Here is a 22947-nt window from a genome sequence, read left to right on the forward strand (position 1 = left end):
GTCGTGCATGACCGTGATACCAATGCTGCGTTAAACATTCTCCGATGCGGACGTGCATCGCCAGGTGTGGGAATCCCTTGCCTTTAGGCAGGGGAGGACGTCAATGGGGTGACTCCGGGAATTCGCGTTCCAGCAGCGCGCGCAGCAGTTCGGCGACGGTCACGCCTTGCGTGAACGCCGAGACTCTGATGCGTGCGCGCGTCGCCGGTGTGATATCGAGCGTCAGGCGTGCGGTGTACAGGTCGTTCTTCTGGAGGCCGTCTGCCTCGCCCTGTCGAACCCACGCCTGAGCGTGCGGGTTCACGGCCGGACGCGCGCCAATGGCGATGCGTTTGCCACGGGTGATCGTCATGTCGGCCACCGCAGCAGTTCATCGACCAACGCGGTGATTTCGTGCGCGGCGGCACTGTCTGGCGCGGTTTCGCGGGCGAGCCGGCCTGCAGCCACCCTGTCGGCGAACACGATGCGCTGATGCACTTCGGCGCGCAGCGCCGGTGGCGGCTGATCAGCCAATGCTTGGCGGGCTTCGCGGCCAATGACGGTGGTGCTGATGCGCCGATTGATCATGAAGGCAGCGCGTATCGCCGGCCGGAAGACTGGCGCTTCACGGATCAGCGCGACCATCTCGGCAGATGCCCACAGGTCGTAGAGACTGGGCTGCGCTGGAACCACGACGCGATCGGCGGCCAATAATGCCGGGCGCGCCAAAGCGGCGATGCGTGGCGGGCCGTCGATGACGACATGGTCGCAGCGTCGCGCCAAGTCCGGTGCTTCCTGGTGCAGCGTTTCGCGGGCGAGGCCCAAGGCGCCAAATAGGCGAGCCAAGCCCTGCTGGCTTCGTCGTTGTGTCCAGTCCAACGCCGATCCCTGTGGGTCGGCATCAAGCAGGACGACGTGCTGGCCGCGTAGCGCCAGCTCCCCGGCGATGTGCGTGGCGAGCGTGGTCTTGCCCACGCCACCCTTCTGGTTGAGTAAGGCGACAATCATGACCTCGCCTCACGGACTGAAACACCGGCCTTTGCTGCGTCGTGCCGGTCGGAGGTTGTCCACCGACGCCGCGCGCTACTACTAGTTAGTTTTTTTAAGTTAGATAAGTTAACGGAGCCGAAAACCCGCGCCGGTATTGGCTTTGTGGGCATTCCATACTCCTGATAGCACGATACGCGTACTCCTGATAGCACGATACCCCTTACTCCTGATAGCACGAGGCTCTTCACAGGTTGTCCCCAAGTTATCCCCGTGCCGTGGAAAGCACGGGCCTGAAGGTCAGCACTTCGGTGGCATCGCCCGGCACACGCGCGATGCCAAGGACGTACCCAGGCAAGGGTTGCCGCGCCACCAGTGCGCGCAGGTCGTAGGCAAAATCCGAGAAGCGCGTGGCGCTGCCCGATTTCCGGTACAGGTGCCGAAAATCGAATTGCCAGCCGCCCGGCTGCTTGCCACCGTGCTTGCGCACCAGGCGGTACAACCATCGCTCGATGCCGCCAGTGAGCCGGAAATACGCCGGATCGATGGTCAGCACCAGGGCAGCGTCGACGACGCCGGCGTAGAACCAGTCCGGCAGGATCAGCTCGATACCGAGCGGCCTGCCACGGGCATCGGCCAATTCCTTCCACTCGTTGATCCATGAGAACCGATGCAGGCGCCGCCCGCTCGTCTCGCGGATCGAGGTTGCCACGGTGGTCGATTGCAGCCGGTCGAGCGCGGCCTTGAGGCGTTGGTAGTCGCGCAGCGACACCCCGCGTCCTGCGAATCGAAGGATTTCGTATGGTGTGGCGTGCATCAGCCGGGATGGGCGCAGGCCCGCGTCGTGCGCTTCCGCGATCTGGCTGGCGGCCCAGATCAAAATGTCCGCATCCCAGATCGTGGCGATGCCATGCTCCTGCGTGCCTTCCACGCGGATAATGACGTTCCCGCTGCGGAAATCGATCGGCGCCGTGCGCCGCGACTTCGCCAGCGAAAAGAACGGGTACGCCATCAAGTCCTGGGCATCGCGCGGCGCCATGTCGCCCGGCAAGGCGTGGAAGCGGTCGAGTTGTTCCCGCTCCACTGATCGACTTGACATGGCAATGACCACCGGCGAGCCAGCGATCAGCGCGCACGGCTGTCCGCCGCATGCTGTTCGGTGTATTCAGGATCGGAGGTGGCCTCGTAGCTGCGCTGGTCGGCCCAGGTGTTGAGATCGGCGACGGCGTACATGACGCGCCGGCCGAACTTGCGGAACTTCGGCCCGCCGCCAATCACCCGTTGCTTCTCGAGCGTGCGCGGCGACAACCGCAGGTAGTCGGCAGCTTCGTCGTTGGTGAGATAACGTTGGAGTTGCGGGGTCGTCGTAGCGACGGCAGCGGCTGCAGGCCGCAAGGGAGCGGGACGCATCGGATGATCCTCCATCGATCAAGATCGTTGGCCGCACAACGCGACCGGATGGAGACCAGTCTGAAGAAAGGGGGGCTGAGCGCGGAGGGTCGTTTTGCAGCGAAGGTAAGATGACCCTATGGAGGTCACTCGAGCTGCGCCAGGCGACGGTAGCCGCCGTGCATCAACGATCGGCCGCGGCGTACCAGGCGGCGCACGCTCGAACGCAGGCCGCTGTCGGCGTGCCAGTCACTTGCCACAGCATCGGCACCGAACAGCCCCTCCCCGACCTCGCGCAGGGACGCGCCTGCCTGGGTCGCGTCGAGCGCTTGCAAGGTGCGCATTTCCAGCATTGCGGAGGGTGTCGGCCGGGGTCGGCCAGTGACAGTCGGGGAAGCTTCGGTAACCTCCGCCAACTTGTCCCACTCGGCCACGACCGTGCGGTAGCGCGCGCTGAGTGCGGCGCCGGGCCGGACGGCATAGACAACGGCCATGCCATCCTCCAGCCCGGGCGCCAGCGCCAGCCGTACGCAGCTGTCGGACCGGCGAGCCATCAGTATCAGACGTTTGCCGTCATGAATCAGATGCTTTTGGCCGGGAATGCGCCAAAACTGGAAGGCGCTGGCATTGGGCGATGGGTCGGCATCCGGGTAGAGTTGGAGCACCGCGTCATGGTCAGGGTACCAGGCTGGATGCGCGTCGCGCGCATCCAGAGACGGGTCTTCCAACAAGCGAAGGCCCCAGCGATGCGCCGCCTCCGGCCGGCGCCGACGGCGCAGCCAGTCACGCCGGTAGTCGGGATGGCGGCGCAGGTACTCCCAAGCCAATCCGGGCCCGTCCAGGTGCAGAACGTAGAGATACGCTGCGGTCGGAAGCCAAGAATCAGCACTTCGATCGGCCATGACGCAACCTTCTGTCGAACAGGAACGTCGCGATGGACATCGAGCACAAGAAAATACATCACAAGGTCTTTGACTCCAACGCCTTGTCCAGATCGTCCGAATGCGACCGCCGCGCAGCGCGGAAATCGCGCGCGGCACAGCGAATCCTGCCGCAAGCCGCGCAGGGCATCATGTCTCTTTGGCTCAAGGCCGCGCCGTCTTGGCGCAATACTGTCGATCTAGACCGCAGCCGTCTTGAATCAGACTGAAATAGGCACGGTTAGCTGCAATGGCCTGTGTCTGGATTTCCCGCCGCATCGGGACCTTGGATCCAGTTCAGTGGGGGATCGAACCATCGAGGTGCGCAGCGCCTCTCTCCCCTCTCTGGTGCCATTTCGACTGCGAATCGCAGGGCGGATTAGAGCGGCGCTGGCAAGCGTGGATCCCGATCCATCAACCTACAGACGGATATCAACGGAAGTTGGTGTCGCGAATAGCTTGGGTTCCTTGCCGAGCGGAAACCCGATCACGTACAGGACGTTAGCTGGCATTGGCCTGTCCGGGTCCGAGCCCCCCTTCAGCAGCACGTTGCGCTCGGCATAGCAGAGCGAAACGCCAAGGGTCTTGAGCACATCGATGTTGGCTTGCATCGTGTCAGCCGCCTCGCGCTTCTGCGCTTCGGTATAGGCGTCCAGGGCATCGCGGTAGTTGCGGAAATATTCCATCAGTGCGGCGAAGCGTTTGTCCGCTTCGGCGCCCATCTCGAAGGCCAGCTCCGACATGTCCATCGTGCTGGTCTGCGCCAGCTCGGCCAACTGCTTACCCGTGGTCAGCCGAATCGCCGCGAAGGTGACGTGCTCGAGGTCGAACTGTTCCTGCGCAGCCTTGAGTTCGTCTTCGGGTGGAATCGCGAATGGCTTGCTGAGCGCGTCGATATCCAGGAAATCGAACGCGCTGGCCAGCCCCCGGCAGGTGTCGGCGTCGGCCGGCCAGCCTCGCTCGACGCGCTGAACGGTTCGCACGTTGAGTCCTGCGATCACGGCTAGCTGCTCTTGCGTCCATTGCCGGGCGTCGCGGAACACCTTGATGCAGACAGCCAGCTCGGCGGGGGTCAGCAGGCGTACTGGTGGCGTGTTTTCCGTCGCATTCATTTCATTGCTCCTTCGTTATCGACTGACGTGGCTGCCACATAGTGAGCAGGCGCCATGGTGTTGTAGTCGCAAGCGCTCAGTGTGCGTGCCGGAACGGGCAAAACGCCGCCCGGTACGCTCAGGGGATTCACATGGGGTTCCTGTTGTGGATTAATGTTCAGGTCTCTTTGCATAGTGGTATGTACACCGTCGGTCAGAGCCCGACTTCGTGCGGATCTTGCGGGCCCGCCACAATGGGCGAGCCGGTTCGCTCAGCGGTCCGCTCAGTCGACTTTCGAGCCATTGACCCACGCCAGACTTGTGTACTCACGTAACCACCGCGTGGGCCGAACGTACCTGTTCACAGGTCATCCATCGCCAGTGCTTGCCCGTCTGCGCTTCGGTTACGCGAATTTAGCCAGGCACCAGCCAGCACGCCGGCAAGCAGCATCGCTGTCGCGAGAATTTCCATGCGATGGGCGGGATGCCAGGCCATGGCCGCGAGGACACCGAGAATCACCACGACAACCAACCACGTCAACCACGGGTAGCCCCACATACGCAGCGGCAGCTCTGCCGCGCGTCGTTCCAGTACTGCGCGCATGCGCAGCTGCGATACTGCGATCACGAGGTAGACCAGAAGCGCCACGGCGCCAGAGGTAGCCAGCAGGAACGCGAAGACGCGTTCTGGCATAAGGTAGTTCGCCAGCACGCACACGAAAGCGAATGCGGTGGACACCAGTACCGCGGCGCGCGGTGTGCCACACGCGGCAGTCCGGCTTAGGCCGCTCGGGGCATCGCCCCGCGTCGACAGCGAAAACAGCATGCGCGAGGCGGTGTAGAGCGCCGAGTTCAGGCAGCTCATTACCGCTGTCAGAACGATGACGTCGACGATCGCCTTGGCGTGCGGCACGCCGAGGATCTCCAGCGCGCGCTGGTACGCCCCATGGGTGACGAGCAGCGGGTCATTCCACGGCACCAGTGCAACAACAATGAAGATCGAGCCCAGATAGAACAGCGAAATGCGCCACACCACCGAGCGCGTCGCGCGCACGATTTGCCGGGCCGGGTGTTCCGCTTCGGCCGCCGCAATGGTGACAATCTCCGCCCCCATGAATGCGAACATCGTTGTCAGGACGACAGCGATGACAGCATGTGCGCCATTCGGCATGAACCCACCATAGTCAACCAGCCGCGCCACGCCCGATACCTGAGCCCCCGGAAGCAAACCCAACACCGCCAGACCGCCTACGGCAATGAACGCCACGATGGCGACCACCTTGATGAGCGCGAACCAGAATTCGAACTCACCATAGTTCCTGACCGAGAACAGATTGGTGCCGGTCAGCGCGAGCGTGATCGCCAGCGCAAACGTCCACTGGGGTATGGCGGGCAACCAGGCGCTCAGAATGGCCGCCGCCGCTGTCGCTTCAATCGGGATCACGAGGACCCAGAACCACCAGTACAACCAGCCAATCGTGAAACCGGCCCAATGTCCGATGGCGCCGTCCGCGTAGGTCGAAAACGATCCGGTATCCGGCTGTGCCACAGCCATCTCGCCCAGCATGCGCATGACCAGCACCACCAGCAGCCCAGACATGGCATAGGCCAGCAGCGCGGCCGGGCCCGCCTCGGCGATAGCTCGCCCGGAACCTACAAACAGTCCGGCGCCGATGACGCCTGCAATCGAAACCATCGTGACGTGACGCGCCTTGAGTCCATGGCTCAGCCCTTTCCCTGACGGGTTCATGTCTCTCTCCTAGGTGAAGCGCGACCTACATGAGCCGCTACGTTGGTGCTCCTATGACATGGAAATTGACCGCCGCTGGCGTTCCAGCAAGCCGCGGTCGCCTGACCCCAAATGCGGCATGCCGCATCGCATTGACGCGAACAACGGGGTTCTGAAGATTGCCCACTCGATCAATCGACGATCGACCCACTGGACTGTGCCAGCCGGGCGTACTCGCCTAACGACCGCGGTGGCCGGAAGTACCGGTCGCGAAGAATCGGCCTCTTGAGCGGCCCAACGATGGATGCCAGGTCGGACAGCTTCACATTGCCCAGTTCGGGCATGCCGATACCCACGTCGCACAGACCGTAGGCGGTGTCACCGTCGGCCGGGTCGAGCGCGGCCAGTAGCCAGGTCGCATGCGCATCGGGGGTAAACAGCCGCACCACGGGCAGCGGGTCGCAAGCATGGCCGGCTACGTATGCCTGGCCGTTTGCGAGCAGCTGCTCGCGTTGCTCTGCGGTGATGAGGGTTGGATTCATGAGTGCAGCCTCCGGGAAAGTTCGCTCCACGCGGAGCAAGGCAATACTGGGCGCACGCCCCTATCGCGGGTCGTCACATCCCAACACGGTCCGGTGCGGGCAGCGTTTAAAGCAAGCAGCGTGCACAAGCTTTGAGCTCCTTTCCGGGACGGCGTGAAGCCACGTCGCTCTTCCACCCGGTAGCCATCGCCCCCGTACAGCGTCAATAGGGTACATGTACCCTAGAACAAACCGCATCATATCTGAATGATGCGGGAGTGCCAAATCTCAGCAGTCAACGCCAGAATCCAACCCTTGTCGCCCTCGGCGATGCGATTCGACGCATCCGGAAAGAACAGGGCATGTCACAGGAACAATTAGCCCTGTCCGCGGAAATCGACGTAAGTTATCTGGGACGGGTGGAACGCGGCGACAACAACGTCGCAATTCTTAGGCTTGAGCGCATCTCCGAAGCACTTGGCGTGACGATGGCTAGACTGATGGCCGAAGCGCGGTTATGAGAGCCCCTTCATTGGGCGGCCATATCTTCGACTGCGCGACCAGTCCAATCCGCTGCATACCCCTCTTCCTTGGTCAGTCGGACGTAGATCGTCGCCGGCAGTGAAGGCCGTGGAGGGTCACGATATTGTGGGGTCTCTGGAGTTGGCTGACGGCCTTCCATGCTACGCCGAAATTCGTCGATCTCGACCGCCGTCGTCTTGAATCAGACTGATATAGGCAGAATGCGGGGCAGCGGCATTTGACTAGCGGTTCCTCCCATGCTCGTGGCCATTGTAAGGACCCTGAAATCCGAGGACGCATGACACTGTGTCCGCCAAAGCGCGAAAACGCGACACTGATTTGCGCATTCGTACACAAGCACGGATCCAAAAACCCTCGGAATCGTGCAGCCACAGGCACGGAAGCGGAATTTCAGTAGCCAGGCCAAGGCACGGATGCGGTCACCCTGATCTGTTGGGATCCGCAAATGCGGATCCCAACAGAAGCCGTAAGCAGCTCATTCAACCGGAAGGGCGACCAGCTTCTGGCGCCAATGCGCCAGAAGCTGGAGGCAATCTTTGAAAGAGCGCGACGCGCCGTAGGCGTGCGCGCGATGTTGCGGCTAGCAGCAACTGCTGCCCCGCCGCAATGGGCGGGGCGTTTTTGGGGCGGCCGTCAGGCCGTCGGCTTGCTGCGCGACCAGATCAGGTTGTGCGTACCATCATCTTCCTCGATCAGCCGGGCGTATATCGTCGCCGGGAATGAAGGATCATCAAGGGTCACGGACAGGTAGGGCCGCTCGGACTGGCTGACTTTCTTCCACGCCGCGCCGAGGTCATAGCCGCCAGCCGCCTGGACGCGGAAGTCGGGGGCGTTCTCGCTCGCCTTGTCGTTGGGGATGAACCGGACCTTGACGTTGAGCGTCAGGGTGCGAACCGTGCCAATGAAGCCGTCGTTCTGAGCGGTGAAGATGCCGATGTTGGCCATGATGCTTTCTCCTTTCGGATGAACCAAGGTCGCGCCCATCGCGTCCTTGTTGTGATCCGATCCGCGGGGGCCGGGCTGGCTGCACCGCTTGCGGCCGAGACGCAGTGGAGGACCTGCAGGCGCGAACAATTTGCTGCGCGAGGAAGCCGCGCAGCGGCGGGGAAATTGTTTGTGCCGGAAGGTTGCGGCCATGAAGCCCGAGGCGCAGCCGCGCCCCCGCCAGGATGCACAACAGCCAAAGGACGCATGGGCTGACCACCTCTCCGAAAGGAGCCGTGGCCGACTCGGCATCCCCGCATGGCGGCTGTACCGGCTTGCGCCCTGACGCGGGAAACGACCCGTCCTTCAACGACAAGCGAGAACGCCCCTGCCGTAGCCCGCGGCGACGCCTTCGAGGCATGGCGTGGATGCTCCATAGAGGCCGAGCGGCGTATCCGTGAAACGCCCTTCATGACGTTGTGGGCGACGAATCGCTAGCGTCGAGGACAGAAGGCTTTCGCACAACCTGTTGCAGCAAGCCGAGGCGTAGCCCCACGGCACCGCCCCCTGCAGCGGGGCGCAACGCTTGCGACCCTGACAGTTCATTCAAAAAGCCGTAGGAAGCCTTATTTGCCAGATGCACTCCAGCGCACACTTCAAAGACCGCGGGCTTGAAATACCTGCCACACACATTTACTTGCTTTACAGTTATTTCAACTTTACTCGTTATGGTGGTAAGTCGTGTCTACCTGCATAGCAAGTAATTTGCCTTTACGTGCAAATGAGGTAAAATTGATTTACGCGCATTGCAGGTATCCAAAATGAAGCAAGTGCTCTCAACGCCATCTCAGCTAGGCGAAATATTGCGGTCGGCTCGCCGAGCCAAACGACTCACGCAGAGCCAAGCCGCCACCAGGCTGGGACTAAGCCAAAGCCGGCTGTCTGCCTTGGAGATTGAGCCCAAAGCCATCTCTTCGGAACAGTTACTGGCCTTGGTCAGCCTTTATGGCTTAGAGCTCGTTCTCCAGTCGAAGAACCACGCCCCTCCATCGCAAGAAACGGAGTGGTAAGCAATGGGAAGAAAGTCACACACTCGGGCGTTGTCAGTCTGGGCCAATGGCCAACGTGTTGGCACCTGGCGCATCCCGCCGCATAGCCCTATGGAGCTCCAGTATGACAAAGACTGGATGGCTTCTGCCGCAGGACGCCCCTTGTCCCTTTCACTGCCGTTCGGCATCGACACCTCTCCTTTGAAGGGCGAGCGGGTCCGCAACTACTTCGACAACCTTCTGCCGGATAACGACAACATCCGCCGGCGGCTCGCTACCAAATATCAGACCGCTTCCACCGACCCCTTCGACCTGTTGGAAGCAATAGGACGAGACTGCGTTGGCGCCGTCCAGCTTCTCAAGGAAGACGAAGCCCCCCAGAACGTCAACAGTATTGAAGGCACCCCGCTATCTGACACCGACATTGAGAAGCTCCTCGAGAACACGGTTACCACAACGGGGCCTGGAACAATAATGGAAGATGAAGATTTCCGCATCTCCATTGCAGGCGCCCAAGAAATGACCGCCCTGCTCCGTCACGAAGGGAAATGGCTGCTTCCGCATGGGGCAACGCCGACTACACATATCTTGAAGCTACCGCTCGGCTTGGTTGGCAACCGAAAAGCTGACTTGTCGACCTCGGTAGAGAACGAATGGCTTTGCATGCAGCTCTTCAAGGAGTTCGGACTGCCGGTGGCCGACTGTGAGATATTGACCTTCGGCAAGCAGAAGGTGCTCGTCGTCACGCGATTCGACCGACAACTTCATCACAGCGGCAAATGGATAATGCGTTTGCCGCAAGAGGATTTCTGCCAGGTCCTCGGCGTGCCTCCCCATCTGAAGTACGAAGCAGAAGGCGGACCTGCAATGGTCGACATTGCGGCAATCCTCCGGCAGTCACAAACTCCAGAGCGGGACCTGAAAACTTTCTTGGCAACACAAGTCCTGTTCTGGATGCTGGCTGCTACAGACGGCCACGCCAAGAACTTCAGCATCCATATGTTGTCAGGGGGACGTTACAACCTCACACCGCTCTATGACATTCTGTCCGCTTGGCCGATTATCGGGGATGGGCCCAACCACGTCTCGTACCACAAGGCTAAGCTCGCCATGGCAGTTGCAGGCAAGAACCGCCACTATCTGTTGAAGGATATTCGGCGCCGCCATTTCAATGCCATGGCACCTAAGTGCTATGCAGACGCAACTGCGGAACCAATCATGGAGGAGTTGATTGCCAAGGTACCAACGGCCGTTTCGAACGTGGCCAATCGACTGCCACCAAATTTCCCTGCTCATGTCTCGGACAGCATCTTGGAAGGCCTTCAGGCGTCCGCCAAGAAACTCGGTGACATGAACGCAGGTTAGCGCTGCAAAACCGCCGGCGGTTGGCGGCTTCGAATCCTCAGAGAGTCAACCGTTGGTACGCGCACGTCCGCGATGGCGTCGCCGCAGACAAGGCCGTTCTGGCACACGAAGCGGAACATGCCGGCGAGCATCTGGTAGCGCTCGTGCCATCGTGCGAGTTCAGCAGAATGATCTCGTTGGCCTCGCGGCCATTGATCTGGCTGGCGTGGCGCAGTCGGATCGTGTGCTTGGTGTATTCGCGGCGGTCGTCCTGCCGCACGCGTGTCTGGCAAACCATGAAGGGCTGGAACCCTTCACCGCGCAGTTCCTGCAAGACCGTTGCGGTCGGGATGTAGCTGTACCGTTCCGAGCGGCTTTCGTGCGGGGCTTCCGCGAAGATGGACGCGCCACCGCCCGGATCTGGTCATCCGACAAGGGGGATTCCGAGCGCAGCACCGGGGAGCGGGAAGCGAAGCGGGATGCGAGTTGCATGGTCTTTCGCCTGGCTGAAGGCGGCGACGTGGCGTTTTTTGCTGTGGACGTTGAGGCCGGGCGCGGCAGATCTGCCGCGCCCGGTTTGAGGGGGTGCCCCGGCGCAACGCGCCGGGGCCATGCTGCTACGTCACGCGGCCAGCGTTGGCTGTCACTTCGCCGGCGGGCTCGTCCGGCGCATCCCCCTCACCTGCTTCTGCCTGCGCGCGCTCCTTCGGTGCCGTGTCGAACCCGCTCTTGCTAACAACACCGATCCGGGCGAGACTAAGGTCATCGATCTGGTGAGATCAGAGCTTGCCTGGCCAGTACGTTCGCACATCGAGTTTATGATTCACAACGATCAGCGCTAGGCCTCGTCCTCCGCTTACCTTCCTCAAGGACCGGGCGTGCTGAGTCAAATCTACCCGGGCGCCTACAACTGTCCGGGAGAGATAAACGTGGAAGCGACGCGGCGTACTCCATTGCGGCTAGATTTCTGGCGAGGACTCTATTCTGCATATCTCGAACGAACACGCAAGCTTTCTTACCGATGCCAACGATCCTCGTCACTTTCGCACCGTTTCGTTCCAAAAGAGAAACAACGGCGCTTCGTTATAAAAGCTAAGAAGATCTCAAGTTAGTCCCGCCTACTTGCCTTGCGAATCGGTTTGAATATATTTCAGTTTGCGTGGAGTACACGCAGTGGCGACGTCGGGGCGCAAGGCACGATTTCCCGGCTTTCGGTCCTATAAGTTTGACGCAGAGAGGTTCATATGCGCCTCATGAACCGTATTCTCGTGACCCTGTCACTCTCGCTGCTTCCTGGCATCGGCCTTGCACAAACTTGTCGGTGGGATGGCACGGCCCCATGGTGTAGCGGCTCTTGCGGCAGCGGCGAAACGGAAATGGCACGCGTATCCGATTTGCCCGAGCACTGGAAGCAAGCGTTTCCCATAGCCCAGAACACCAACTTCGGCGCAGCATGCGTTTTCGGCTCCAAAGCCCTCTGCTGTAAGGCGTCGGCTGGCAGTCAATGTCGATGGGATGGCACCGCCCCGTTTTGCGATGGCGAATGCGGACCCGGTGAAGTCGCCGCGGCGCCGCCGGCAGGATCAACAAGCGGCGCCGCATGTGTCACTGGGCAGAAGAAGTTCTGCTGCCGAGCGTCGGTCGGCAGCTCGCGACAGGCGCTCACATCCAACCCCAAGTTGACGGAGTACGCCACCATCTGGGAAAAGTCGCCCGGTCCTGCCTGGCAGGCTCGCCACGGGCTCACTAGTCAGCAGTACCAGCAGACGTTTGATGAACTGGTTCGCCAAGGATATAGGCCGGTCGATGTCAGCGGCTATAGCGTTGGTGGTCAGCCTACCTATGCAGCCATCTTTGAAAAGCGCGCCGGCCCCGAGTTCGCTGCTTTTCATGGTATTACCGGCGACGCCTACCAGCGCGAATTCGATCGCCTAACGCAGTCTGGATACCATCCCGTCTTTGTGGATGGGTTTGCCGTCGGAAACGCGGACCGTTACAACGCCATCTTCGAAAAAGCTCCAGCGCCACCCTGGGTCGCTCGGCATAACCTGGATTCCGCCTCTTACCAGAGGGAATTCGACCGGCTTACGAGGGATGGATATCGGCCAGTCGTGGTCAGCGGCTACAACGTGAACGGCCAGGACCGCTACGCAGCGATATGGGAGAAGCGCAGCTCCGTTCCTTGGGTCGCACGACATGGAATGACCTCCGCGCAGTATCAACAGGAGTTCAACCGGCTTGGGCAGCAAGGCTATCGCGTCGTCACGGTGAGTGGTTGGCGATCGACCAACGAGCCGCGTTTCGCTGCGATCTGGGAGAAGGTCGATGGGCCACCGTGGCTGGCGCGGCATCAAATGCTCGCTGACGGATATCAAGAAGAGTTCGATAAATTTACCAAGGAGGGCTATCGCCTGAAGGTCGTAAGCGGCTATCACATGTACGACTGAACGCCGCCTCCCGGCGGCCGCGCATCCGGCATTTTCCGCGGAGTCGTCTTTGCCCTAAGGAAGGCCGAAATGCGGACCGGCATTGCTGTGGCCAACGTTCCATTGACGATCGCGGCCTTACTTCTGATCAACACCTTGGCCTCGGCCCAGCCCGGCCGACAGCTATCTCGTCTTCGCGTTGCTTGCCTGTGCCTTTGGATCATTGGTTCAATTGTGAACACAGCCTTCTATGAGGGCGAGGGTGTCAACCCCCTTCAGTATTGGATTTCAGCATAGGTATGTCTGGCGCGATATTTTATCCTTGCAAGCGATTTACTTCGTTCGCGGACTGATGCGGCGCGAAATCGAGGTCGGGGTACTCAATTTTGGGCTATTGGCCCGGACTACCTTCTATCCGTGCCGGCGCAGGGCCGGGCACCACATACCACATGCGCAAAGCGCTGGGACTTCCCCTGTTACCTGCGCGGCCCATCTAGAAGAACGGCTACCCGCGGAGGTAGCCCGGCTCTGTTACGGGCACGCTGACCTGCTATCGTTACCGCGTCGCTCTCCACGCTTAGATCGGCATCACGTCACTACTGGTTTGAACACGTCACTACTGGTTTGAGGCTTGCCCCGGGGGGAATCTCGCCGTACTCGAGATAGCGCCACAGGGCAATTGCCAATCGGCGGGCAAGTGCGACAATGCCGACGCGCCGCATGCGCCTGCTACCTGGCGCGAAGCGCTCATTGAACCATTGCGTGAGCTGACTCGTTGGCTGGTAGCGTAGCCAGCTCCAGGCCAGTTCGATCATCAGCCAGCGGGATCGTTTGTTGCCCGCCTTGTTGATGCCTTGCTCGACCTGACTTTCGCCACTGCTGTAGGGCGTCGGTGCCAGTCCCAGGCAACCTGCGACTTCGCGCCGGTTGTGAAAGCGCCGCCACCTTCAACTACGGATGAATGCGAGCAGGTCCGCGTTGAACCTGTCCTTGTGCGTGTCGGTGAGCCCATGCGGCGCACCGGGGTAGACGATCAGCTTCGAGTTCCTGACGAGCTTTGCCGATGCACGTCCGGCGGCATCGATCGGCACGATCTGATCGTCGTCGCCGTGGATGATCAGGGTCGGCACATCGATCTTCCTGAGATCCTCGGTGAAATCGGTCTCAGAAAATGCCTGGATCGAGTCGTACATACTCTTGTGTCCACCCTGCATGCCCTGCGCCCACCATGCGTCGATCAACCCCTGCGACGGCTTTGCACCGGGACGGTTGAAGCCATAGAACGGCCCCGCCGGCACGTCCTTGTAGAACTGGGACCGATTGGCAAGTTGTGCGGCACGCAGGCCGTCGAATACTTCGATTGGCAGTCCGCGCGGATTGGCGGCGGTCTTCACCATCAAAGGCGGCACGGCTGAAACCAGCACCACCTTTGAAACGCGTCGCGTACCGTGCCGGCCGATGTACCGGGCCACCTCGCCTCCACCTGTGGAGAAGCCCACCAGGATGGCAGCGCGCAGGTCAAGGGTTTCGAACACAGTGGCCAGATCGTCGGCATAGGTGTTCATCTCATTGCCATTCCATGGCTGGCTTGAACGGCCGTGGCCACGACGGTCATGTGCAACGGCGCGATACCCTTCCGATGCAACGAGCATCATCTGGGATTCCCAACTGTCCGAGCTAAGCGGCCAGCCATGACAGAACACGACGGGGCGACCAGCACCCCAGTCCTTGAAATAAAGTTGGGTACCGTCCTTTGCCGTGATGTAGCTGCCTGAGGCCTTGCCGCTAGCCTTTGCGGTATTCGCCCTTTCTGTCGACGATGCTGCCGCAGCAGGTCCGGGCACGCCGGAAGCCACCAGCGCGCTGGCTGCGGCCGCGCCGCCGAGCAGCAGGTTACGTCGCGATACGCCTCGGTCGAGGTTGCGATTTGAAGACATGGTGAGGCTCCTTTCTTGAGCGCGTGAGCGCATCGTTATGTATATATGACCAGTCGGCTATTTAAATATGCAAAAAAAATCAGTACAGCAATCGCTTTAACGTGACTTGCTGAAACCGGCGGCAGGCGTCGCCATTGCACTCAACCTTGCTGCGCAGGACCGCCCCTTCCCAGGCCTCGATGATGACGGACGCGAGTTGCGCGGAATCACCGTCCGCCGGCAGTTCCTGGCGCGTTCTGGCCTCATCAAGACAGGGCGTGATCATGCCTTCCCAGCGCGCCAAAATGCGCTCCAGGGCCTTTCGGACTTCATCGCTGGTATTAGACAATTCGAGGGAAAGGTTGCCTACAAGGCATCCGATCCTAAAATTTTGTGCTGCGTGGTCGGCCACCAGCAATTCGAATAATTTTTCGATCCGGGCCAACGGCGTGATGCGCGCGTCGTACATCACTTTGCCATGGCGTTGTTCAATGGACTCCCAATAGGCTTCGAGCACTTCGGCGGCAAAGGCCTCCTTGCTGTCGAAGTAGCTGTAGAAGGATCCCTTGGGAACATCCGCGGCAGCTACGATGTCCTGCACGCCGGACCCATTGAAACCGGCGCGGTGAATCACACGACCACCGTTGATAAGCAGCCGGTTACGGATCTCGGGGTTGGCAGGTCTTGGCATGTTCGCTGTGGTTGGTGAGCGGTGGAGAGAACAATAGACGACTGGTTGGCTATTTGTCAAGCATGCGATGACGGGTGATGGGGCTGTCCATCTGCGAAGCCCACGGCGGCCGACTGTGGGCGAGCGCGAATGTGCCCTGCGGTGCGATCTTTCAATTCACGGTGCCTGCCCATACGTTTCATCGTGATTGCCACGCAGCGCAAGGACATCTTGCGTAGTTGCCCCCGACTTTGCACGTGCCAGATCAATGAGACCGCGCGATGGGGACTTGACAATAACCAGTCAGTCGTCTATTATTTTTTCTCTGCTCACGAATCATCGCGACATGCCAAGAACCGCCAACTCAAGCCGTTGGCCAGAATTGAAAAGTTGTTCGAGTTGCTGCTGGCGGACCACGCGGGGCAAGAGTTCAAGCTAGGGTGCCTTGCGGGCGACTTTTCGCTCGAATTGTCCAATGTCAGCGACGAAGTCCGAACGGCTCTGGAGCGCATTCTGGTGCGCTGCCGACGATTTCTGCAAGTGACGCTCCAGTGGTTGTTGTACTGAAATTTTTTTATAGTTTTAAATAGACGACTGGTCGTATATAAAAAGGACAGGCTCAACGCGGACCTGTTGACATTCATCCGTAGTTGAAACGACGCCCACGGGGCTCACCATTAAGAGGTACTTTGCATGTCCAATCTCCCCACCCAGTATGCAGATCCCGTTGATCCGGCTCTGCCGAAGTCCAGCATTACGCTGGACCTGCCACGCACCGCGCTCGTCGTGATCGACCCACAGATCGACTTCATGAGCCCCGAAGGCCGCAGCTGGGGCGTGGTCGGAGAAAGCGTGACGGAGCAGAACCTCGTGGCCAACCTGGTCCGTCTGTTCGAGGCAGCAAAACAGGCGGGCATCACGGTCGCCATCTCTCCCCACTATTACTTTCCCCATGATCACACATGGAAAGTGCAGGGCCCCGCCGAGATGTTCCAGCATGCCATCGGCATGTTCGACCGTCCGGGCGCGCTGAATCTGGACGGATTCCGTGACTCGGGCGCGGACTTCATGCCGGAACTCAAGCCGTATATTGAGGATGGCAAGACCATCATCTGCTCTACGCACAAGCTGTACGGCCCGCAGGCCAACGACCTTGTCCTGCAGTTGCGCAAGCAGCGCGTGGATCAGGTGATCCTTGCGGGCATGGCCGCCAATCTGTGTGTCGAATCCCATCTGCGCGATCTGCTGGAGCAAGGTTTCGAAGTTGCTGTCGTGCGCGACGCCGTAGCAGGGCCGAAGCTACCGGAGGGCGACGGGTATCACGCGGCACTGGTCAACTTCCGCTTTATCGCAAACGCGCTGTGGGATACCAACGAAACCGTGCAGCGGTTGGCAGGAAAGGTTGGAGCCGCCGCGTAGCGCCTGTCATGCGCCAGGGGCGACAGCCCCTGGCGCGGCAATGGCAGGGTGCATGAACGGTTCAAAAAATGCATAGGGGCGACTCACATGCCTAAGATTCCTTCGCGCTACAGCTATTTCGCATATGGCGTTATCCAGGCCGGATTGACCTGCTCCATCGCTGCTGCCATCGCAAGCATTCCATTTGCAGACGAAGGCCTGTTCTTTCAGCACTGGCTAAGGTCCTGGAGCGTTTCCTGGCTGACCATGCTGCCGGTTGTCGTGTCGGCCACGCCCATCATTCGCCGCCTGGTCGATCGCATGACAAACCACTCTTAGGTCATAGCAAATTCAATCCACTCTTCCCATGACGAAACTCTGTCCAAGACTCATGGAGCGGCAACTAGATGCAAGACATTATCGACGGCGTACTGAAATTCCAACGAGACGCCCTCCCACAACGATCAGACCTCTTCAAGCGCCTCGCTAACAGTCAGAGCCCGGGCACATTGTTCATCGCGTGCTCGGATAGCCGGGTGGTGCCAGAACTCCTCACGCAGAGCGAACCCGGAGAACTGTTTGTCATCCGCAACGCCGGCAATATCGTGCCGGCATACGGCGCACAGCCCGGCGGGGTATCGGCCAGTGTCGAATATGCCGTCGCCGGACTGAACGTCACCGACATTGTGGTCTGCGGCCACTCCGACTGCGGCGCCATGACCGCGGTGGCCACGTGCAAATGCCTGGACCACATGCCCGCTGTGAAAGGCTGGCTTCACCACGCGGACGCCGCCAAGGCCGTCAACGAAGCGCGAGAGCACGCATCCGCGCAAGCACGCGTGAATTCCATGGTCCGCGAGAACGTCATCGCTCAGCTGGCCAACATCAAGACCCACCCTTCCGTGGCGCTCGCGCTTGAACAAGGCCGCCTGAACCTGCACGGCTGGGTCTTCGACATCGAAACCGGCGCGATCGATGCCCTGGATGGCGCTACCAATACTTTCGTTTCGATCGCGGCGCATCCCGATGCATCCGCAACCCCACGCAGTCGCGAGTCGATCGGCGCCTGAATGCCTCACCCCACGTTCCATCCTCTCAAGGAGTCAGCATGACCCAATCCCAATTCAACCAATCTTCCCGTCAAGCCCTGAGCGATGACATCATCGACGCCAAGATCCGCAAGGGGCTCACATTCGAGCAGATCAACGAAGGCACCGGACTGAGCCTGGCATTTGTCACGGCCGCCCTGCTCGGCCAGCATCCGCTGCCCTCCCCCGCGGCAAAGATCGTCGCCGACAAGCTGGACCTGGGCGAAGATGCCGTGCGCCAGTTGCAGACCATTCCTGTGCGCGGCAGCATTCCTGGCGGCGTTCCGACTGACCCGACCATCTACCGCTTCTACGAGATCGTGCAGATCTACGGCTCGACGCTCAAGGCCCTGGTTCACGAGCAGTTCGGCGACGGCATCATCAGCGCCATCAACTTCAAGCTCGACATCAAGAAGGTGGACGACCCCGAGGGCGGCCACCGCGCGGTGATCACCCTCGACGGCAAGTACCTGCCGACCAAGCCGTTCTAGTCTCTTAATGTGGCACCTACTTGCAGGGCGCCGAAGGTGCGCCTTTTTTTAGTCGATCACACGAACGTGGTCGCTATTGGATACCATCATGTCCACATTTTCCGCAGCCCCGGCCATCGCCGCATTGATGGGAAGCGCGCTCGCAATTTCTTCCGTCATCGCCAGTAATCCTTCGGTCGACAAGCCGGCCTGTGTCTATCAGCGTATTGACGAGCGGACGACCTCGCAAGCCCAGCCTTCCGATTGGACGCCGCTGAGCGTCGCCCGCCTCGATAGGCGACGCGACCCCTTGTCGGATGACGCGCGCAGCCTGGCGGCGGCAGCCGCAGACGAAACCACCGGATAGCGACTGACCGGTGCTTCCAGTCGGTTTGCAGCGAATCTGGACCCAGGATTTGCATCGAAACCTGACCGTAAGCCGTCATTGCGCGTGCACTTCGGCAGCTATGGCATGCTGCCCGGCCACCAGCATCGCATGTTTTCGGTCGCGCGTCTCGGCCACAGCGATCAGGTCAAAAACTTCAGGGGTACTGACTTGAGGAGGCTCGCGCCTGACAATCAAGGTCGATCACTGCGCCACGCCGAGCAGCCAGGCAAGTCGACCAGCGCGTCTTTAGGCAATGCATCCAGGGCTGCTCGAGGCATGCGCTCAAGACGCCTATCGATCAAGCCGTCCAGTTGCCTCGGATTTCTTACTATTACGAGTTTCCCGACATGGCCATCAAGCTGCTGCATCCCCTGGCCGGCCCACGCCGCGGCAACACGGTGGTACAGCGACTGACTTGCGCTGGCGACGACGACCGATGCGTTTTTGTGCTTGAGTGTCGCTACTTCACGTCAGTGATGACACCTAGAGGCCTGCGCGTCTATCCAGGCGCAAAAAACTGGTGCCTGTCCAGCGGAGAACTTGTCAAGTTGATCGACAAGGATCTGTTTCTCGTCCTTCACACCGGGGAAATGCTCATGAGAGTTGGATGATTCGAAAACGGTCGGATGACTCATCAGGCCGCGGCCAAGCACAACATGTAAGCTCGTTCCACACCGCACACTGCTCAATGTGAACCGCGCCGGTTTTTCCGGAGGCTCCCACTCTTGAGTGAGAATGGAGCCTATGAAGAAGACGTCAAACAGGTTTTCCCGGGAGGTCCGGGAGCGGGCAGTTCGCATGGTGCTGGAGCACCAGGGCGACCACGGTTCGCAATGAGAAGCGATAGTCTCGATTGCGGCTAAGATCGGCTGTACGGGACGACCACTGACGAGCGCGAGCGCATCAAGCCCTGGAGCGGGAAGTCCGGGAACTGCGCCAACCCAACGAGATTCTGCGCAAGGCCAGCGCGTATTTTGCCCAGGCGGAGCTTGACCGCCGGTTCAAGCCATGAAGGCTTTCATTGACGAACACCGTGGCGTCTACGGAGTCGAGCCGATCTGCAAGGTGCTGCCGATCGCTCCGTCGACGTATTACAGCCACGCCGCCCGGCAAGCGATCCGTCCAGGTTGCCAGTGCGGGCCCAACGCGACGCGGTGCTGCGCAAGGAGATCCGGCGAGTCTGGGACGAGAACTTCCTGGTCTACGGGGTGCGCAAGGTCTGGCGCCAGTTGCTGCGCGAAGGCATCCCGACTGCCCGCTGCACGGTGCGTCGGCTGATGCGCGAGATGGGCCTGCGTGGGGTGTGCGGGCCACGGTCAGCGACCATGCAATGCCGTCTCCAGCCGATCTGGTGAACCGGCAGTTCCAGGCCCCGCGCCCCAATGCCCTGTGGGTGTCGGATTTTACGGTACGTCTCGACCTGGCAGGGCTTTGTCTATGTCGCCATCGTCATCGACGTGTTCGCCCGGCGCATCGTCGGCTGGAGGGTATCCGCCTCTGCTCAGACAGACTTCGTGCTCGACGCTCTGGAACAGGCCCTGCATGATCGCCAGCCCGCCCGTCAGGTTGGTCTGGTCTATCACAGCGACCGCGCCCCAGTATGTCTCGATCCGCTACACCGAGCGCTTGGCCGAGGCCGGCATCAAACCCTCGGTGGGTAGCGTAGGGGATTCTTACGACAATGCCCTGGCCGAAACCATCAACGGGCTGTACAAGGCCGAGTTCATTCACCGCCCGCTCTTGGCGCAACCTGAAGGCTGTCGAAATGGCCACCCTCGAATGGGTGGACTGGTTCAACCACCGCGGCCTTCTGGGGCCGATTGGAAACATTCCCCCGCCGAGGCCGAAGACCTGAGTCCCGCATGGCCGCGTGACTCAAACAAATGAGCCTCCGGGATTCCCGGCGCGGTTCAGTGTACGACAGTTGCTCAGCAGCACCGGGAAGGCCGACAGCCCCATCCCCAAGCCGGTGCGCTTCATCGTGTAGAAGGGAGCGAACACATGCTCGGGGTTGTGCGGAGCAAAGCCCGACACCGAATCGCGCACGGTCACGAGCAAGGCAGCCCTGCCGTTAAAGCCCACGGCGGCCGGGCGAGCGCGAACGTGCCCCGCGGTGCGAGCTTTCAATTCACGGTGCCTGTTGCCCATCCAGACGTTTCATCGTGATCGCCACGCAGCGCGAGGACATCTTGCATGGTTGCCCTCGACTTTGCGCGTGCCAGTTCAGTGAGACCGCGCGATGGGAACTTGACAATAACCAACCAGTCGTCTATTATTATTTCCACTGCTCACCGACCACCGCGACATGCCAAGACCCGCTAACCCCGAGAACCCGTAACCGACTGCTTATCGACGATGGTCGTGTGATTCACAGCGCCGGTTTCAATGGGGTCCGGCAGACCATCACGCAGCGTTTCATTGACAATACATAGACGACCAGTCATCCTATAACCCCAGAAACGACGCGACGGCTACGTCCAATGATTGTCTAGCGTTCGGGGCGGGTGCTATGAATAGTTTGTTCGACCAAGCCGCAAGAGCGCGGAGGCATGATGTGCGGAATTGTAGGAATCGTCGGGGCAGGACCAGTCAATCAGTTGTTGTATGACACACTCCTGTTACTACAACATCGTGGGCAAGATGCCGCTGGCATTGCGACTTCGCGGGGAAGTCAGTTTTATTTGCACAAAGCGAAGGGACTTGTACGCGATGTGTTTCGTACCCGCGACATGCGCTCACTCTACGGGCACAGCGGAATCGGCCATACACGATATCCAACGGCAGGTTCAGCTGCGAGCGACGAGGAGTCCCAGCCGTTTTATGTAAACGCCCCTTTCGGCATTACGTTATCGCACAACGGCAACCTAACCAATACGACGCAGTTGCGCGCCGAACTTCAGTCGCTCAATCACCGACACGTCAATACCCGGTCTGACTCAGAGGTCCTGTTGAACGTCCTCGCGAGCGAGTTACAGGATGTGACCTGTGGCACAGGTATTGATAGCGACGCCGTATTCCGCGCAGTCTCCGGCGTCCATCGTCGCGTGCGTGGAGCGTACGCCGCAGTTGCGAGTATCGCCGATCAGGGGTTGCTCGCATTTCGCGACCCTAACGGCATCCGTCCCCTGTGCATTGGTTACCGTGAATTCGGGCCGACGAGGGAATGGATGATCGCTTCAGAATCCGCAGCCCTGGAAGCGAGCGGGTTCACCTTGATGCGCGACGTAGCGCCCGGCGAAGGTATATTCATTGACCACGCAGGAAAATTGTCTTACAAGCAATGTGCATCAAGTGTGCGCAACCTTCCATGTGTGTTCGAATATGTTTATTTCGCTCGGCCGGACTCGGTGATTGAGGGAGTGTCAGTGTATGCCGCACGGATGCGGATGGGCGAATACCTTGCCAGATCGGTCGCGTCGAATTTCCGCTCGGCCGACATTGATGTGGTAATGCCAGTTCCCGATTCGTCCCGTCCCGCAGCCATGCAGCTTGCAGCCAGCCTAAACCTTCCTTATCGCGAGGGGCTGGTAAAGAGCCGTTACATAGGTCGCACTTTTATCATGCCTGGCCAACAAATGCGCCAAAAATCCGTACGCCAAAAGCTTAACGCCATGGGCATAGAGTTCAAGGGGAAGAACGTTCTCATCGTTGATGATTCAATCGTTCGTGGGACTACCAGCCGTGAAATCGTCAACATGGCACGCGCTGCGGGCGCCAATCGAGTCTACCTTGCCTCTGCGGCAGCCCCAATCCGTCACCCAAACGTTTACGGAATCGATATGCCCCTGCGAGAGGAACTGATTGCAAGCGGCCGCGATGTCGACCAGGTTTGCACCATCCTCGGCGTGGATGGTTTGGTGTATCAGGACATCATGGACATGCAAAGATCGGTAACCGATCTTAATCCGGCCCTCAAAGAGCTCGAGACGTCATGTTTTGATGGCCGATACGTAACGGGCGACATTACGCCCCAATACCTGGAGAAGCTAGGTGAGCTGCGGCGATGCTAGCTCTCTCATCCAATGGAAGAACCCGTTCCCACTACTAGGGGTAATCGAATGGAAGGGGCTTCCGCCGCAACCTCGGGACGGGGAAGTCCCTTCCATTCGATTACC

25 protein-coding genes, 3 pseudogenes and 1 other annotated feature are annotated in these 22947 nt (G+C 60.2%); of the genes and pseudogenes, 14 read left to right on the forward strand and 14 right to left on the reverse strand.

Translation table 11 applies throughout. The annotated features are described in order from the left end of the window. Nucleotides 1-100: 100 nt before the first annotated feature. The 5 genes from AC3WL8_RS28770 to AC3WL8_RS28790 form a co-directional block, all read right to left on the reverse strand. Complete coding sequence (locus tag AC3WL8_RS28770) at nt 101-352, reverse strand: chromosome partitioning protein ParB (protein ID WP_492379346.1); 252 nt, start codon at nt 350-352, stop codon at nt 101-103. Next, entirely contained in the window at nt 349-987 is a 639-nt protein-coding gene (gene parA / locus AC3WL8_RS28775) for a ParA family partition ATPase (protein WP_013959792.1), read from the reverse strand. Before parA ends, AC3WL8_RS28770 begins: the two co-directional genes overlap by 4 nt. 244 nt (nt 988-1231) lie before the next feature. Beyond that, nucleotides 1232-2065 (reverse strand): replication initiator protein A, encoded by an 834-nt coding sequence (locus tag AC3WL8_RS28780; protein WP_492379347.1) that lies wholly within the window; start codon nt 2063-2065, stop codon nt 1232-1234. 26 nt (nt 2066-2091) lie between these two features. Next, entirely contained in the window at nt 2092-2376 is a 285-nt protein-coding gene (locus AC3WL8_RS28785; protein WP_013959794.1) for a helix-turn-helix domain-containing protein, read from the reverse strand. Nucleotides 2377-2501: 125 nt separating this feature from the next. After that, entirely contained in the window at nt 2502-3257 is a 756-nt protein-coding gene (locus AC3WL8_RS28790) for a DUF2285 domain-containing protein (protein ID WP_492379348.1), read from the reverse strand. A 32-nt stretch (nt 3258-3289) separates the two neighbouring features. Between AC3WL8_RS28790 and AC3WL8_RS28795 the strand changes: the two genes are divergently transcribed. Then, entirely contained in the window at nt 3290-3505 is a 216-nt protein-coding gene (locus AC3WL8_RS28795; protein WP_492379349.1) for a hypothetical protein, read from the forward strand. Nucleotides 3506-3694: 189 nt separating this feature from the next. On the opposite strand, the gene AC3WL8_RS28800 is transcribed toward AC3WL8_RS28795, so the two are convergent. From AC3WL8_RS28800 to AC3WL8_RS28810, 3 genes are all read right to left on the reverse strand, one after another. Beyond that, the gene (locus tag AC3WL8_RS28800; RefSeq protein WP_492379350.1) at nt 3695-4387 is read right to left on the reverse strand and encodes a helix-turn-helix domain-containing protein; all 693 of its coding nucleotides are present in this window, start codon (nt 4385-4387) and stop codon (nt 3695-3697) included. A 340-nt stretch (nt 4388-4727) separates the two neighbouring features. Beyond that, nucleotides 4728-6116, reverse strand: coding sequence for a GABA permease (gene gabP / locus AC3WL8_RS28805; protein WP_492379351.1), 1389 nt, complete (start codon nt 6114-6116; stop codon nt 4728-4730). A 170-nt stretch (nt 6117-6286) separates the two neighbouring features. Next, nucleotides 6287-6637 (reverse strand): DUF2958 domain-containing protein, encoded by a 351-nt coding sequence (locus AC3WL8_RS28810; RefSeq protein WP_492379352.1) that lies wholly within the window; start codon nt 6635-6637, stop codon nt 6287-6289. A 257-nt stretch (nt 6638-6894) separates the two neighbouring features. Between AC3WL8_RS28810 and AC3WL8_RS28815 the strand changes: the two genes are divergently transcribed. After that, nucleotides 6895-7137: a helix-turn-helix domain-containing protein gene (locus AC3WL8_RS28815; protein ID WP_492379353.1), complete on the forward strand. Its 243-nt coding sequence runs from the start codon at nt 6895-6897 to the stop codon at nt 7135-7137. A gap of 655 nt (nt 7138-7792) precedes the next feature. Here AC3WL8_RS28815 and AC3WL8_RS28820 read toward each other — a convergent pair. Next, a complete protein-coding gene (locus tag AC3WL8_RS28820; RefSeq protein WP_035815586.1) occupies nt 7793-8104 on the reverse strand; it encodes a DUF736 domain-containing protein in 312 nt (103 codons plus the stop codon). Between the two features lie 800 nt (nt 8105-8904). Here AC3WL8_RS28820 and AC3WL8_RS28825 point away from each other — a divergent pair. Together AC3WL8_RS28825 and AC3WL8_RS28830 are read left to right on the forward strand one after the other, a co-directional pair. Beyond that, the gene (locus tag AC3WL8_RS28825) at nt 8905-9153 is read left to right on the forward strand and encodes a helix-turn-helix domain-containing protein (RefSeq protein ID WP_492379354.1); all 249 of its coding nucleotides are present in this window, start codon (nt 8905-8907) and stop codon (nt 9151-9153) included. Between the two features lie 3 nt (nt 9154-9156). Then, nucleotides 9157-10497 (forward strand): type II toxin-antitoxin system HipA family toxin, encoded by a 1341-nt coding sequence (locus AC3WL8_RS28830; RefSeq protein ID WP_492379355.1) that lies wholly within the window; start codon nt 9157-9159, stop codon nt 10495-10497. On the opposite strand, the pseudogene AC3WL8_RS28835 reads toward AC3WL8_RS28830, so the two are convergent. Then, nucleotides 10494-10810, reverse strand: a pseudogene (locus AC3WL8_RS28835) (DUF932 domain-containing protein). The gene AC3WL8_RS28830 and the pseudogene AC3WL8_RS28835 overlap by 4 nt on opposite strands. 1042 nt (nt 10811-11852) lie before the next feature. Between AC3WL8_RS28835 and AC3WL8_RS28840 the strand changes: the two are divergent. Continuing rightward, complete coding sequence (locus AC3WL8_RS28840) at nt 11853-12923, forward strand: hypothetical protein (RefSeq protein WP_153956767.1); 1071 nt, start codon at nt 11853-11855, stop codon at nt 12921-12923. A 575-nt stretch (nt 12924-13498) separates the two neighbouring features. Here the strand turns inward: AC3WL8_RS28840 and AC3WL8_RS28845 are convergent. The 3 genes and pseudogenes from AC3WL8_RS28845 to AC3WL8_RS28855 form a co-directional block, all read right to left on the reverse strand. Continuing rightward, nucleotides 13499-13846: pseudogene (locus AC3WL8_RS28845) on the reverse strand (transposase); the annotation flags it as partial. 3 nt (nt 13847-13849) lie between these two features. Next, nucleotides 13850-14839 (reverse strand): alpha/beta fold hydrolase, encoded by a 990-nt coding sequence (locus AC3WL8_RS28850; protein ID WP_492379356.1) that lies wholly within the window; start codon nt 14837-14839, stop codon nt 13850-13852. 79 nt (nt 14840-14918) lie between these two features. Continuing rightward, nucleotides 14919-15509 (reverse strand): TetR/AcrR family transcriptional regulator, encoded by a 591-nt coding sequence (locus AC3WL8_RS28855; RefSeq protein WP_492379357.1) that lies wholly within the window; start codon nt 15507-15509, stop codon nt 14919-14921. A 183-nt stretch (nt 15510-15692) separates the two neighbouring features. Here AC3WL8_RS28855 and AC3WL8_RS28860 point away from each other — a divergent pair, with 183 nt between their 5' ends. The 8 genes and pseudogenes from AC3WL8_RS28860 (at nt 15693) to AC3WL8_RS28895 (ending at nt 20687) form a co-directional block, all read left to right on the forward strand. Then, on the forward strand, nt 15693-16055 hold the full coding sequence (locus tag AC3WL8_RS28860; RefSeq protein WP_492379410.1) for a hypothetical protein: 363 nt from the start codon (nt 15693-15695) through the stop codon (nt 16053-16055). 126 nt (nt 16056-16181) lie between these two features. Then, nucleotides 16182-16907 carry a cysteine hydrolase family protein gene (locus tag AC3WL8_RS28865; protein WP_492379358.1) on the forward strand — a complete coding sequence of 242 codons (726 nt, stop codon included), beginning with the start codon at nt 16182-16184 and terminating at the stop codon, nt 16905-16907. 87 nt (nt 16908-16994) lie between these two features. After that, nucleotides 16995-17225 carry a DUF2798 domain-containing protein gene (locus tag AC3WL8_RS28870; RefSeq protein ID WP_342916883.1) on the forward strand — a complete coding sequence of 77 codons (231 nt, stop codon included), beginning with the start codon at nt 16995-16997 and terminating at the stop codon, nt 17223-17225. Between the two features lie 68 nt (nt 17226-17293). Further along, a complete protein-coding gene (locus tag AC3WL8_RS28875) occupies nt 17294-17956 on the forward strand; it encodes a carbonic anhydrase (RefSeq protein WP_492379359.1) in 663 nt (220 codons plus the stop codon). A gap of 38 nt (nt 17957-17994) precedes the next feature. Beyond that, nucleotides 17995-18465 (forward strand): cyanase, encoded by a 471-nt coding sequence (gene cynS / locus AC3WL8_RS28880; protein ID WP_492379360.1) that lies wholly within the window; start codon nt 17995-17997, stop codon nt 18463-18465. An 88-nt stretch (nt 18466-18553) separates the two neighbouring features. Further along, on the forward strand, nt 18554-18811 hold the full coding sequence (locus tag AC3WL8_RS28885; protein WP_492379361.1) for a hypothetical protein: 258 nt from the start codon (nt 18554-18556) through the stop codon (nt 18809-18811). A gap of 368 nt (nt 18812-19179) precedes the next feature. Further along, nucleotides 19180-19443 (forward strand): hypothetical protein, encoded by a 264-nt coding sequence (locus tag AC3WL8_RS28890; RefSeq protein WP_492379362.1) that lies wholly within the window; start codon nt 19180-19182, stop codon nt 19441-19443. Between the two features lie 133 nt (nt 19444-19576). Next, nucleotides 19577-20687: pseudogene (locus tag AC3WL8_RS28895) on the forward strand (IS3 family transposase). Next, nucleotides 19799-19915, forward strand: a sequence feature (AL1L pseudoknot). (Overlaps the previous pseudogene by 117 nt.) A gap of 20 nt (nt 20688-20707) precedes the next feature. Here the strand turns inward: AC3WL8_RS28895 and AC3WL8_RS28900 are convergent. Further along, nucleotides 20708-20980, reverse strand: a complete 273-nt coding sequence (locus tag AC3WL8_RS28900; RefSeq protein ID WP_492379363.1) for an ATP-binding protein — start codon at nt 20978-20980, stop codon at nt 20708-20710. 404 nt (nt 20981-21384) lie between these two features. On the opposite strand from AC3WL8_RS28900, the gene purF reads away from it, so the two are divergent. Further along, the gene (gene purF, locus AC3WL8_RS28905; protein WP_492379404.1) at nt 21385-22842 is read left to right on the forward strand and encodes an amidophosphoribosyltransferase; all 1458 of its coding nucleotides are present in this window, start codon (nt 21385-21387) and stop codon (nt 22840-22842) included. The last annotated feature ends 105 nt before the right edge of the window (nt 22843-22947 follow it).

Source organism: Cupriavidus sp. FW305-F7, assembly GCF_058782875.1.

What these genes read in the sequence shown, in the direction of transcription:
- AC3WL8_RS28810 (WP_492379352.1), bottom strand. Translation starts at nt 6,637, where the DNA reads ATGAATCCAACCCTCATCACCGCAGAGCAACGCGAGCAGCTGCTCGCA.
- AC3WL8_RS28885 (WP_492379361.1), top strand. Translation starts at nt 18,554, where the DNA reads ATGTCCACATTTTCCGCAGCCCCGGCCATCGCCGCATTGATGGGAAGC.
- AC3WL8_RS28840 (WP_153956767.1), top strand. Translation starts at nt 11,853, where the DNA reads ATGGCACGCGTATCCGATTTGCCCGAGCACTGGAAGCAAGCGTTTCCC.
- AC3WL8_RS28870 (WP_342916883.1), top strand. Translation starts at nt 16,995, where the DNA reads ATGCCTAAGATTCCTTCGCGCTACAGCTATTTCGCATATGGCGTTATC.
- AC3WL8_RS28890 (WP_492379362.1), top strand. Translation starts at nt 19,180, where the DNA reads ATGGCCATCAAGCTGCTGCATCCCCTGGCCGGCCCACGCCGCGGCAAC.
- AC3WL8_RS28875 (WP_492379359.1), top strand. Translation starts at nt 17,294, where the DNA reads ATGCAAGACATTATCGACGGCGTACTGAAATTCCAACGAGACGCCCTC.
- AC3WL8_RS28790 (WP_492379348.1), bottom strand. Translation starts at nt 3,257, where the DNA reads ATGGCCGATCGAAGTGCTGATTCTTGGCTTCCGACCGCAGCGTATCTC.
- AC3WL8_RS28855 (WP_492379357.1), bottom strand. Translation starts at nt 15,509, where the DNA reads ATGCCAAGACCTGCCAACCCCGAGATCCGTAACCGGCTGCTTATCAAC.
- AC3WL8_RS28780 (WP_492379347.1), bottom strand. Translation starts at nt 2,065, where the DNA reads ATGTCAAGTCGATCAGTGGAGCGGGAACAACTCGACCGCTTCCACGCC.
- cynS (WP_492379360.1), top strand. Translation starts at nt 17,995, where the DNA reads ATGACCCAATCCCAATTCAACCAATCTTCCCGTCAAGCCCTGAGCGAT.
- AC3WL8_RS28770 (WP_492379346.1), bottom strand. Translation starts at nt 352, where the DNA reads ATGACGATCACCCGTGGCAAACGCATCGCCATTGGCGCGCGTCCGGCC.
- AC3WL8_RS28850 (WP_492379356.1), bottom strand. Translation starts at nt 14,839, where the DNA reads ATGTCTTCAAATCGCAACCTCGACCGAGGCGTATCGCGACGTAACCTG.
- AC3WL8_RS28820 (WP_035815586.1), bottom strand. Translation starts at nt 8,104, where the DNA reads ATGGCCAACATCGGCATCTTCACCGCTCAGAACGACGGCTTCATTGGC.
- parA (WP_013959792.1), bottom strand. Translation starts at nt 987, where the DNA reads ATGATTGTCGCCTTACTCAACCAGAAGGGTGGCGTGGGCAAGACCACG.
- AC3WL8_RS28830 (WP_492379355.1), top strand. Translation starts at nt 9,157, where the DNA reads ATGGGAAGAAAGTCACACACTCGGGCGTTGTCAGTCTGGGCCAATGGC.
- gabP (WP_492379351.1), bottom strand. Translation starts at nt 6,116, where the DNA reads ATGAACCCGTCAGGGAAAGGGCTGAGCCATGGACTCAAGGCGCGTCAC.
- AC3WL8_RS28900 (WP_492379363.1), bottom strand. Translation starts at nt 20,980, where the DNA reads ATGGGCAACAGGCACCGTGAATTGAAAGCTCGCACCGCGGGGCACGTT.
- AC3WL8_RS28800 (WP_492379350.1), bottom strand. Translation starts at nt 4,387, where the DNA reads ATGAATGCGACGGAAAACACGCCACCAGTACGCCTGCTGACCCCCGCC.
- AC3WL8_RS28865 (WP_492379358.1), top strand. Translation starts at nt 16,182, where the DNA reads ATGTCCAATCTCCCCACCCAGTATGCAGATCCCGTTGATCCGGCTCTG.
- AC3WL8_RS28825 (WP_492379354.1), top strand. Translation starts at nt 8,905, where the DNA reads ATGAAGCAAGTGCTCTCAACGCCATCTCAGCTAGGCGAAATATTGCGG.
- AC3WL8_RS28785 (WP_013959794.1), bottom strand. Translation starts at nt 2,376, where the DNA reads ATGCGTCCCGCTCCCTTGCGGCCTGCAGCCGCTGCCGTCGCTACGACG.
- purF (WP_492379404.1), top strand. Translation starts at nt 21,385, where the DNA reads ATGTGCGGAATTGTAGGAATCGTCGGGGCAGGACCAGTCAATCAGTTG.
- AC3WL8_RS28795 (WP_492379349.1), top strand. Translation starts at nt 3,290, where the DNA reads ATGGACATCGAGCACAAGAAAATACATCACAAGGTCTTTGACTCCAAC.